The organism is endosymbiont of Lamellibrachia barhami (assembly GCF_011947365.2).
In the GTDB taxonomy this organism is placed as follows: domain Bacteria; phylum Pseudomonadota; class Gammaproteobacteria; order Chromatiales; family Chromatiaceae; genus QGON01.
Map to the genome: position 1 here is coordinate 703,937 of NZ_JAAVSH020000001.1, position 11,046 is coordinate 714,982.

An 11,046-nucleotide genomic window follows, 5' to 3' on the forward strand; every position below is an offset into this window, starting at 1 on the left:
TACGTCGACTACGGCAGGAGTTTCCTGCGCCTGCCCGCCCCTGTCCCTCTCTGACTGATATCTGTCTAAGCCCCTACAAACCAGAGTGACCTGCTTCCGGACGTGGTTTTACTGATAACGACTTCCACTTCTCCACAATACTCCGGCTGTTCATCAACCGGCGTCGGATCATCAGAACAGTTGCAGCCAGCAATGATCCCGGCATAAAAAATACCGGCATGTACCCGAACAGCGGTTGAGTCATCTGAAACTCCGATAATCATCATACGGAAGGGCGTTTCGCCGACATAACTGCTATTTGCCAATCCCTGTTGCAGGGGGAGTTTTTCGGCATCCAATTGCTCGATTTCATCCTTGAGCACATCCCTGAACTCAGGCGTATTCCAGCTGTTTATGGATCGGGTAAGTTTCAACATATTGAGAGATTAGGGCATTTTTGAGTGCGCGCACCTGGGAGGTGCGCGCATATAACCTTGTAACCAATTGATTTACATGACTTGTTCACCAGATAGTTTACACAGGGTTTATACCCACGGGAAGCCCTGCTGCATGAAAGAGCAGGAGTGGCTCGTGCGTTCCTAACTGAATCCAGCTTTATTCCACAACTAAATCAATCCGGTAACCCGCATGACAGGAGATGCAGTTTTGCATCAGTTCGGCCAATGCGCCCAGGGTCTGTTCCTTGTCACCGAACTGCTCGGCATCCAGAGCCAGGGAGTCAAATTTGGTATGGGTATCGAATCCCAGTTTCTTGAAATCGAGGGGCAATTTTCCCATCAAGGAGACTGGCACGGCTTCCTGCGCCGCGCGTCCCACTTTGCGCGCGGCATCGGCAACCTTTTTCATGTCATCCTGAACAACACCTTCATTGATCTGCTGCACGGTCACCAGAAAAGCACGCATCTCCGCCATCACCAGATCCTTTTCAGCGGGTTCCAATTGCAGGCTCAAGCGCCCGTCGGTAGCCTGTTCAACACTACCCACGACGATAAATTTGTAGGCCATGCCCAGTATCACAATCAGCATCAGGGCAGTAATGGTCCAGCAAGTCTTACACATGGTTGAATCTCTCCTTTTTTGGGTCAGTCCCAAGGTTACTTGTCCGATTTTGCGCTGCCGCCGTTTCAGCCTGCAACGCATGAAATAATTGTCTCTCATCGATTCGGGGCATCTCTATAGACGCCCCGAACGCTCATTTCAGGTAATCAACCCGAACAGGCTGTTCCGTCCGGCACCCCCATTTTTTTCAGAATGCTGGAGAGTGGACAGATATTGGTGAAACCACTCTGCATCAGGTTAGCGCCGACAAACAGTGTCAAAAACGCCCAGTAGGGATGGACATAGTGAGTCAGGGCCAGACTCAGCAGGATCATCATTCCCGCCATCAGGCGGACAATTCTATCAATAGTCATAATGTATTCCACTTATATGGGATCGGCTCAAAGCGCGTAGCTCAACTGCACGTAGACGATGTTCTGCTCGATGGATATGGTATTCTCAGAGCCGGTATTGGACGTTAACTCATTTTCAAAGGCGTGAGTATAGGAGAACGAACCGGAGATCCGATCAGTGAGTTTACGCGTCAGCCCCATAGAGAGATGCAGTTCCGGAATCGCCACGGAGCCGAGGTTGTTGTCCACATCCTCTTCACCAAAAGGTGCCTCCGCATAGTTGATGCCAAACCGCACAGTCGTCTTCGGGTTTATCTCTTTCTGCACGCCCAGGGCTATGACCAGTTGGTCATCCCACCCGAAGTTGAGTGACGACGGCACCATCATGCCGAAATCTCCCGGTGTATAACTGGCAGGGTGACTGATATTCACCGATCCCATGGTGTCGCTGAAGTTGATCCATTTGGCATCCAGTTCGACCAACATACCGTCGAGGGGACGGAAGGCAAAACCCAGCGCAAAGGTCTGGGGCATATCAATATCGACACCAAACTTTCCGGCGGCTGTATTGAACTCATGTTCGCTTACGTCCGTCTTACTAACCCATGACGCACCGAGCTGCATCCTGTCATTGAGGTGATAGATTGCACCCAATGTCACGCCAAAACCAAACTGCTGATTTTGCGCAAAGGTGAAACCGGGCGTACTCAGCGCCAGACTCTGGTAGCCAATATTGACAGAACCACCGAGAGAGAGTTTGTCACTGACCTTGTATGCAACCGTCGGCGCCAACTTGAAAAATCCCTTGGTGGTCACGAACTGCTGATTGTTGGGCAGTGGAAGGGCATCCGAAAAATCAACGCCGAAACCCGAGATGGCTGCCATACCCAAACCAAAATAGAGCTGGTCGTTGATCTTGAACGCAGCAGTTCCGGACGGCATGAAAAAAAGGTTGGGATCACTCTCGTTGCCATTGACCTCTCTTGGGGGATTGAGAAACCCCGGACTCAGATCAAATCTGGCCTCTTCGATTCCAAGTTCGGCAATTCCCGCCGGATTGGTAAGCAGGGTACCGGTGTCCTGTGGTGCTGCCACCACGGCTCCGCCCATACCCCATTGGGTCGCAGTCACGCCCAACACCTGATCTCCGTTGGTCGCATTCGCAGCCATCGGCAGACTGCCAAGCAGGGCAATTGCCAAGGCGTTTTTTCCTCTATTCATCAACATTTTCGACTCCTCTGGATATTTTATTTTCTATTTATAATTTTTGAATCAACGCAACAGACTTGACTGGCCAGGGACACCGCGAAACATGGCGTGGCAACCCACGCACCCTCCAGTGATGTCATCCATATACGAGGCGGCCTTCCCCATGTCCCCCTGATCAGCCGCATCGGCCAGACGCATTGCCGTGCCTTCCACGCTGGCGTTGAAGCCATCGAGAGCCGCCAGACTGTTGTCGTTGATCTGATCCAACCTCATGTAGGGCAGCAGGCCGCCCCTGGGAATACGGTGGTTGGCGAGACGCCGGGCGCTGTCGGCAGCCTGCTCCGCATTGTCGGTCATGATGCCGGCCGCCATGCTCTGGTAGTCGGAAAGCACCTCGTGCATCACCTGACGCAGCGTGACTTTGTCGCTATGCCGGGAGTGCTGCGCATAGATAGAGAGGAGCATTTTTTTGGTCTTGGGCGAGAGCGCCTTGACCCGCTTCTGCAACTCCGGCTTCATCAGACCAATCTGCTTTTTCATCAACTGCTGGACCTGTTTCATGTCAGGGGCCATCGGCTGCTGGTCGACGGCAACCGTCACCCCGGCGTACAACAACATCGAGGCGGAAACACAGAGAAGTCCCAAACCCCTCCGCAGTGAGTGAATTCGAAATGTGTTACTCTTTTGCTGAATACGTCGCATGTTTTCTTCTCCCAATAATAGTGTCTGAATCTCAGTCATGCTCCGTGTTGCAGGCAGCACCGCCCCAGAGCAATAAACGCAGTATGATGGGGTTATTTTCCGAGGCGTTAACCAACCGGTAACAGGTTGTAACGAGTTGTTTCAGAAATATTTCATCCCGTGGATACGGCATGGCCAACAAAGAGACCCGTTATCGCCTTCTGGTGGTAGATGACGAAGCTGAACTCCGATCGCTGTTGCAGCGGTATCTGACCAATGAGGGGTATCAGGTAGCCGCAGTGGAAGACGGTGCCGCAATGACCCGCCACCTCAAGACGCACCATGCCGATCTGATCATCCTTGACCTGATGCTGCCGGGAGAGGACGGCCTGTCGCTTGCCCGCAATCTGCGCAGCCAGGGCAATCAACCCATCATCATCATCTCGGCCCGGGGAGAGGAGTTGGACAGAATCATCGGCCTTGAGGTCGGTGCTGACGACTATCTCCCAAAACCCTTCAACCCAAGAGAGTTACTGGCACGGATCCGCGCTGTCCTGCGCCGCATAAATAACACGGATCGACCCGTGGCAACGGCAGAAGAATCCGCGCTTGAATTCGGCCCCTTTTCTCTCGACGTGGATAAATACCGTCTCACCCGGGAGGGCAACGAGATACCCCTGACTCATGGAGAGTTCACCCTTCTGCGGGTTTTTCTCGAACACTCAGGCCGGGTGCTCAGCCGGGATAAATTGATGGAGATCACCAAGGGTTATGAGCGTTCCCACCTCGACAGAAGCATCGACGTCTGCGTTAATCGACTACGACGGAAGATAGAACCCAATCCCTCAGAGCCCATCTTTTTACGTACGATTTGGGGTGCCGGCTACCTGTTCTCACGTAGCGGAGAGTGATGGGACTGTTTCGATTTCACAGCCTGTTCGGCAGAACGCTGGCCACCATCGCCCTGGTCTCTGTCGGATTTCAACTGCTGACCCTGAGTGTATTGGCCTTCTATGTATTGGTCCCTTTGGGAAAACGCGCCACCGACGATCTGGCGGCGGTGATAACGCACTCCGTTCAGCGCTGGGATCAACTGTCTGAGCCGGAACGCCCGGCATTTCGCAAGATTCTGAAGCGAAACCATGACCTGACCCTGGTGGTCACGAACACCCCCCTTCCCGACAACACCGATTTTCTACCCTATTTCTATTTCCTCAAGCAGGCACTCGCCCGGCGCCTTGGCGATGATGTGCATCTCAAAACAAGCCGTGATGCCAGAGACAATGAGTGGATCTGGGCCGAGATACCGGGTTATAGCCAAAAGCTGCGCCTGGGATTTCCCCGCTCACGCATCGGCATCCAACCGCCACTTGCGTTGTTGTTCCTATTCTGTGTCGGCACGGCCCTTACCTTTTTACCGCAGCACTCCTGGCGCGACGTCTCACCATCCCCCTCGAACGCGTTTCCCGCTCAGCACGACTGATCGGAAAAGGCAGCTGGCCGAAACCGATAAGAGAAGAAGGGCCGGAGGAGTTGCAGATCCTGACGCGGACATTCAACCAGATGAGCCAGCAGGTCAAAGAGTTGCTGGCCAACAGGACACTGCTATTGGCCGGGATCTCCCACGACCTCCGCACCCCGCTCACCCAAGTGCAATTGGCCCTGGAGATGCTGCCTGATGAAGGTGGGGACGCGGAACTGATGTCGGGAATCAAACGGGATCTCGCCACGATAAACCGACTGATCAGTGAAACCCTGCAGATCAGCATGGAATCGAGAAGCAGGAGCAGGTAGAGACGGATATCGCCGAAGTTTTGGATGCCATCATCCAGGCCGCACGCTCCGATGACAGAGAGATCCAATGGGAGAACAGCCGATCCTGCATGAGAAAATTAAATCCATCCACTGGCGCTGCGTCGTGTCATCACCAATCTGTTGGACAATGCGATCCGTTACGGAGACTCAAAGCCGATCAAGGTCGAGTTGGAGTGTGACGATAGCCAGCTAAAAATCAGGATTCAGGATCAGGGACCGGGTATTCCAGCTGATCAGCGGGAGTCAGTATTCCTCCCTTTCTATCGTTTGGAAAAATCCCGCAGCACCACCACAGGGGGCAGTGGTTTGGGCTTGGCAATCGTGCGCCAGTTGACTGACGCGAACGGCTGGACCGTTGAACTGCAGCTTGCTCCCAGATCCGGTACTGTGGCCCTCGTCACTATTCCCCAGACGGGATAACCACAAGAAAATCACTCATCCTCTGGCGGGGCGTTCAAATGGCCACATATTGATCTGAAGGGGACATATATATTTTCCATAGTCAGGATTTCCTGAATTTGGGTTAAAAACAAATCTATCTCAGTTTTTCACGTCTCACCGCTAATCAGGAATGTTGACCCGAATGGATAGCCCCCCAGTCAAGCCCGAACCGGGCCAGGTATTTGCGTAACCGATCTGAGTCGTTGATCGATGTCTTGTGCGTTCGAGAGACACCAAACAGCCGGCGGCCGGCTTCCGACAATGAGGCACACTCAAGACAGACTTTAGCCACCTGTTCGAGCTGAAGCCGGTCGAACAGATCGAGTTGATCGACTGTGTCAGGCGGCAATAATTTACCCAGAAAACTCTCCGATGCAACGGGCTGCTCCCTGATCCAGGACCACTCCAATCTGGAGATCTCCCGCTCCACAATTTGGCTGTCGATGCGACCACCGCCAGCCAGCGTCGCCATTCTAGTGACACTGGCATTGAGATCACGGAAGTTGCCACGCCAGATCGCCGAAGGGGAGAGTGCGAAATCGAGATACCGGTGCATCGCCTCCCGATTAAAACTCACCTGCCGACCGTTGCGGCTTGCGAACTTGTCGAGTTCAAACACGATATTGGGCGTGATGTCCTCGCTACGCTCACGAAGACCTGGCAGATCGAAATGCCAGAGATTGATGCGGGAAAGGAGATCCTCGCGAAAACGGCCGGCACGAACCTCGGTGCGCAGATCACGGTTGCTCCCCGCAATCAGCTGAAAATCGCTGCTCGCCTCCCTGTCCGAGCCAATGGGATAGAAGTGCCCCTTCTCCAACGCCGTGAGCAACATCGCCTGCTCCTCGGGACCAAGCTCGCCGATCTCGTCAAGAAAGAGCAGGCCCTGGTCAGCGCTCTTCAACAGACCCTCACGCACGCTTATCGCACCGGTAAAGGCGCCTTTGCAGTGGCCAAAGAGCGTCGACATCGCAGCGTCACCACGCAGTGTTGCGCAATTAACCTGCACAAAGGCGCCTGTCAGTTGATGACGCTGATGTTTAAGCGCGTAGATGCGATGCGCGAGTACCGATTTTCCGGCACCTGTGGGACCAGTTAACAGGATCGGGTGTTGCGAAGCAATCGCGACCGTTTCCATCTCATCGATCATACGATTGAAGGCAGGGTTCTCGGTAGCGATGCCGGACTTAAGAAATTGTTCACCACGCGCCTTGCGTCGTTCAAAGCGCTGTGCAAGGCGGTCATACCTGGCAAGCGAAAGGTCAATCGTGCGCCAGCCTGCCTCTGTACCCTGACCATAGGCATCGGCCGGATAGGTTTGCAGCATGCGGCCGGGCAACAGCCTGGACTCGCATAAAAGAAACAGGCAAATACGGGCGACATGGGTGCCCGCAGACATATGGGCGAAGTAATCGGCTTTGTCCGGATCGAAGGGGTAATCGTCAACCACATCGTGTAAAACCGCGAACACCTCCTCGAAGTCCCACGGATCCTGAAAGTTGATATCGTGGCGAACGATACGGGTTTCAGGCGAACATGCCGCCATCTCGGCGATCGCGGCCTGCGCCATCTCAAGATGTGCACGCTGGACCAGGAGTTCAAGCCTGCTGACTGGAAGGTCGACGTGACTCAGCAAAGAGTGTGTTGGACGCCAAGAATTCAGACGGCCGCTCGGGTCGCCACCATCGAGTTCCGGATCAAACAGGGAAAACACCACATTCATGCGAGAATAATATATCAATATTGATAATATTTTCTCGTCTTTTTCATTGTCAAATCACCTCCCACAGCAGGCACCTGAGAATTTTCACGGCAAATACAATGACTTGTGAGCTATTTTTTAAACCGGCACAACATTTGCTTTATTGCATACGAGATAGATGACAAAACAAGAATCCCAACTGGGGGGCATGAAAATGGACAAGACCTACCGACTTACACTGAACCGCTGGCACAAGGTGGCCGAGCGCCTGTCGCGTCGCGCTAACGACATTGCCGAGGAGGTTCGCGCAGGCTTTAATGAGACTGAGGTCATGGGCCACTTGGGCAAGGATCAGCAGGCGCGGCTCAGGTCAGAGGGTGAACGGCTGGATGCGCTCATGCCTGTCCTGTTCGACCTGCAGTCTGCCATCGCGCAGATCCGCCAGGCCCTCGGTTCCGCAAACGAGGCGACGGGCATCAGCTCCAGCCTCGCCGAACTCGACATGCTCAACAAGCAACTTCGCCTGATGGAGAGCCTGATCGACGGCCAGGAAGCAGGACTCGTGGGCATCGACGAATTGCCGAACCTCCCGGTACGCGTTCAGGAGGAGCATGGCCTGTTCGCAAGACCGTCGACGTTTCGTGTGCGGGTAATGCCGGATAGCGCGCTTGAGGACTACCGCCAGAAACTGGAGAACGTCCGCACTGAAAGCTTCGCTATAGCCGACCAAATCGCCGCCAAGAATCGGGAGGCTCTGCCTATTTCCATACCGGAAGAGGTTGCCCGAATTGCCGGGCTCACCGTTTCACCATAGGTGACTCAGGTCGCTGCGCCGCGGGCGACCGGATGACTGTTAGCGGCTACGGGCATGGCCTCCTTCATCAGACTCATAACCTGGTGGACTCCTCCAGGCCGGACGTTTGGCAGGAGCAGCTCAGACTCTTCCGGCGATCATCACGATTGCAACTGGAGTTGATTTAGAGTCGGGTTGTCGAATGCCATCAATCGGACCGGACTTTTGCGGGTTGACTGTTGTCGGTTGTATTGGCCATGCGCGTATTTAATTTAAATTTTGGATCATTGAAAATGCACCATAAGAGAGGAAGACCGAGAAACCGGCGAGCCGGATGCAAACTGTGCAAACCCTGGAAGGTCAACGGGGTGCGCACGGAACGAGCAGACGGTGAAAAATTCAGTGACCATCGCCGACGGATAATCACTGCTGAAAAGATTACCCTCTACAGAGAAGACATGGACCGTGATTCTGATTGAGTATCAGACATAATGAGCATACCGATGAAGCCTCCATCCTTACATTCAGACAAAAGTAAAGTCGCCCTGCGCCGCGCGATTATCCATGCCATCCCTGAATACTACGCGTGGCCAGAAGCAGAGCAGGAACGGTATCGCCTGAATGCTTCCAGGAAAGAATATTTTCATATCCGACAGACATTGTTAAAGATACTTTTTGACATCAATACGAATTCCGCAGAGCAACTGGATGACGCCATGAGCGAATTCAATGATGAACAATATTTACTGCTGAACAGTACATTGTTGCCATTTCAGGGCATCGGCGAGAATAACTTCTTTCTGAATGAACACCTGGCCGATGGTGAAACGCTTCTGAATTTTTCCACCCTTGGTGACTACGCTCGGGATGACCACTGTTTTCAGCAGCAAGCCCGCAAGCGGGAAGATCCGGCATACGAGGTACGGCCTTACCGGGGAGATCTATACCCCTGCTGGGCGAGACTGAATATTGGCGGTGAATTCAACTACGCCACCCTGTTCTCTCTGGCTGCATGGCTTCATGACATCCTGGATGAGACAGGAACAGGGCGGCTCGATGAACTCATTCCACACCAGTATGTAGAGGGGAAAAACCATGGAAAACAAGTGGGACAGGGAACGATTTTTGACTTTCAGGTAGATGCCTCAGGCAAGGAGTCTCAGCTGGACGAACTTCAGCATCGCTATTTCAAATACATGCGGATGCGTTACGAACACCTACTGGATCGGTTTGATAAAGAATCAAAACAACGCGTCTACTTACAACCCGAGCAACAGGGAAGCGAACCTCACACCAACTTCATTTTTTCCGACAAGCGCGCCCTCGATGCGGTTCGCTTCAGGCACTTTCACAAGGATTGCCAGCGTATTACCGGGGAAATCGCTGAGCTTGATGGATTAGCCAATCGGGAACAACAGGCGGCGGTTGAATTTCTGGACAGGAACTGCCACGACATTCTTGATAACTTCAACCCTTCTGTCGTAAGGCTCCGTAGAAAGAGCAAGATCATCCTGGCGGACAACGTACTGGATGATTTTCTGTAACTGAACAGCCTATACTCGCTTAGCCATTTACCCTCACTCCTCAAACGACAGTGCCGACACCATAATAGGGGGACGGGATAGTTGGGTAAGCACGGCAAACATCGCCGGCGTCGTTCTTCATTCGATCGTCCGGAGTGCAGAAATCGGCCATTCGCGTTACAATGGATATGTTGCATACACGGAGGCGTCCCTCAATGGCAAGCCTAAGTATGCGCGTACCCGAAGAGATCGGTGCGCAGCTGGAATAATTGGCGCAAGCTACCGGCAGGACCCGTTCATGCTGGGCACGTGGAAGAAAACAGCGTTGTGATACTCAGAGTTATCCATACTTCCTGGAAGTGGCCTGAGACGATAACCTGACAAACGCTGACTCGTCAGTGCCTTTGATAAACCACCCCGCACAAACGCCGAAAAACAGATCCCCCCAAGGAATTGAAACATCACACCAACCCACCCAATGACCCAATCTGAACTCGGGGTGTTGCCCTCGGGACATCTGCACTGGTACCCAACGGGGAACGACAACAATAGCAGACAGACAGCCATCGACAGCGCATTTGCACGCAGCATCGCCGATGGCATGATTGCGCTGGCAGCGAAAGATAACACTGTGGACCTCTCCCCTGCACTTGGTTACTGGCGGGCCTTCACCTGCCGGTATCTGGCTGTGCGCTGTCAGATGGAACAGGCCGAACCGGCGCATCTCGATTCAGCGACTGCACTCGACGAAGAGCAAGCGGAATCACTACTCGAAGGTGCACCACCGATGTGCGGTGCCGAGTATCTCTCTGCACAGGTACTCACGGATATCTGGTCGTGGCTTGACGACCAGGTATGCATGCAAATCCGGCAGCAGAGTGGCCTCAGTGCGTACCTTGAGAAACACGCTCCCCGCTGGCATCAGGCTGGCCGCGTCTGCTTTCACCTGGCGGAAAACAAACTCGACCCGGACTATCCGTTTGCGTTTATGGCGACCTATGCACCGGAGCTGACCCTTCAGAGCCAGGGCAAAATTCGTCATCAACCGCTGGCCAAGGCCCTGCAGGAGTATGCGGGTGCCCACAACAAGCGGGCGCTGATCCGCCTGCTGTCTCCGGTGCAGCGTGCGTCCGAGTCCAGCGTTCTGATCAGGGAACTGGTCGAGAGTGGAGATCTGTACCATCCCCTGGCGTGGACACCAACCGAGACCTACAAATTCCTTAAAGAAGCGCCACTTTACGAACAGTGCGGTGTTATCGTCCGCCTGCCCAACTGGTGGAAGAAACGTGCCCGACCGCAGGTTAGCGTCACCATCGGCAATGTTAAGCAGAAGAGACTCGACGCCGATGCGCTACTGGATTTCAAACTGGGGATCGTCCTGGGTGATGAGACCCTGAGCGAGCAGGAGTTGGAGTCACTGCTGGCGGTACAAGATGGTCTGATGTCTACTCGGGCGGGCCAATGAGTACACGTAACTGAACGAAGTACCAA

The 11,046-nt window shown here is 53.8% G+C and carries 13 protein-coding genes; 7 read left to right on the top strand and 6 right to left on the bottom strand.

The features are described 5' to 3' along the window. Nucleotides 1-65: 65 nt before the first annotated feature. From G9Q73_RS03085 to G9Q73_RS03105, 5 genes are all read right to left on the bottom strand, one after another. On the bottom strand, nucleotides 66-416 hold the full coding sequence (locus G9Q73_RS03085; RefSeq protein WP_177418507.1) for a hypothetical protein: 351 nt from the start codon (nucleotides 414-416) through the stop codon (nucleotides 66-68). Nucleotides 417-594: 178 nt separating this feature from the next. Then, nucleotides 595-1,059 (bottom strand): cytochrome c, encoded by a 465-nt coding sequence (locus tag G9Q73_RS03090; RefSeq protein ID WP_177418508.1) that lies wholly within the window; start codon nucleotides 1,057-1,059, stop codon nucleotides 595-597. A 146-nt stretch (nucleotides 1,060-1,205) separates the two neighbouring features. After that, a complete protein-coding gene (locus G9Q73_RS03095) occupies nucleotides 1,206-1,412 on the bottom strand; it encodes a YgaP family membrane protein (protein ID WP_177418506.1) in 207 nt (68 codons plus the stop codon). Nucleotides 1,413-1,439: 27 nt separating this feature from the next. Continuing rightward, nucleotides 1,440-2,618: an OmpP1/FadL family transporter gene (locus tag G9Q73_RS03100; protein ID WP_177418509.1), complete on the bottom strand. Its 1,179-nt coding sequence runs from the start codon at nucleotides 2,616-2,618 to the stop codon at nucleotides 1,440-1,442. 45 nt (nucleotides 2,619-2,663) lie between these two features. Next, complete coding sequence (locus tag G9Q73_RS03105) at nucleotides 2,664-3,302, bottom strand: hypothetical protein (RefSeq protein ID WP_246344960.1); 639 nt, start codon at nucleotides 3,300-3,302, stop codon at nucleotides 2,664-2,666. Between the two features lie 170 nt (nucleotides 3,303-3,472). Here G9Q73_RS03105 and G9Q73_RS03110 point away from each other — a divergent pair, with 170 nt between their 5' ends. From G9Q73_RS03110 to G9Q73_RS19370, 4 genes are all read left to right on the top strand, one after another. Then, nucleotides 3,473-4,192 carry a response regulator gene (locus tag G9Q73_RS03110; RefSeq protein WP_177418511.1) on the top strand — a complete coding sequence of 240 codons (720 nt, stop codon included), beginning with the start codon at nucleotides 3,473-3,475 and terminating at the stop codon, nucleotides 4,190-4,192. Continuing rightward, nucleotides 4,192-4,764 (top strand): hypothetical protein, encoded by a 573-nt coding sequence (locus G9Q73_RS03115; protein WP_177418512.1) that lies wholly within the window; start codon nucleotides 4,192-4,194, stop codon nucleotides 4,762-4,764. The genes G9Q73_RS03110 and G9Q73_RS03115 overlap by 1 nt, the downstream gene beginning before the upstream one ends. 80 nt (nucleotides 4,765-4,844) lie before the next feature. Continuing rightward, nucleotides 4,845-5,075, top strand: coding sequence for a histidine kinase dimerization/phospho-acceptor domain-containing protein (locus tag G9Q73_RS19365; protein WP_246344962.1), 231 nt, complete (start codon nucleotides 4,845-4,847; stop codon nucleotides 5,073-5,075). Between the two features lie 117 nt (nucleotides 5,076-5,192). Beyond that, nucleotides 5,193-5,516 carry a sensor histidine kinase gene (locus G9Q73_RS19370; RefSeq protein WP_304956631.1) on the top strand — a complete coding sequence of 108 codons (324 nt, stop codon included), beginning with the start codon at nucleotides 5,193-5,195 and terminating at the stop codon, nucleotides 5,514-5,516. Between the two features lie 145 nt (nucleotides 5,517-5,661). Here the strand turns inward: G9Q73_RS19370 and rtcR are convergent, their stop codons facing one another. Then, nucleotides 5,662-7,260: an RNA repair transcriptional activator RtcR gene (gene rtcR, locus G9Q73_RS03125; RefSeq protein ID WP_177418513.1), complete on the bottom strand. Its 1,599-nt coding sequence runs from the start codon at nucleotides 7,258-7,260 to the stop codon at nucleotides 5,662-5,664. Nucleotides 7,261-7,417: 157 nt separating this feature from the next. Between rtcR and G9Q73_RS03130 the strand changes: the two genes are divergently transcribed. The 3 genes from G9Q73_RS03130 (at nucleotide 7,418) to G9Q73_RS03140 (ending at nucleotide 11,020) form a co-directional block, all read left to right on the top strand. Continuing rightward, complete coding sequence (locus G9Q73_RS03130) at nucleotides 7,418-8,053, top strand: hypothetical protein (protein ID WP_177418514.1); 636 nt, start codon at nucleotides 7,418-7,420, stop codon at nucleotides 8,051-8,053. 695 nt (nucleotides 8,054-8,748) lie between these two features. Beyond that, a complete protein-coding gene (locus G9Q73_RS03135; RefSeq protein ID WP_218649918.1) occupies nucleotides 8,749-9,576 on the top strand; it encodes a hypothetical protein in 828 nt (275 codons plus the stop codon). Between the two features lie 457 nt (nucleotides 9,577-10,033). Continuing rightward, complete coding sequence (locus tag G9Q73_RS03140) at nucleotides 10,034-11,020, top strand: SNF2 helicase-associated domain-containing protein (protein ID WP_177418516.1); 987 nt, start codon at nucleotides 10,034-10,036, stop codon at nucleotides 11,018-11,020. The last annotated feature ends 26 nt before the right edge of the window (nucleotides 11,021-11,046 follow it).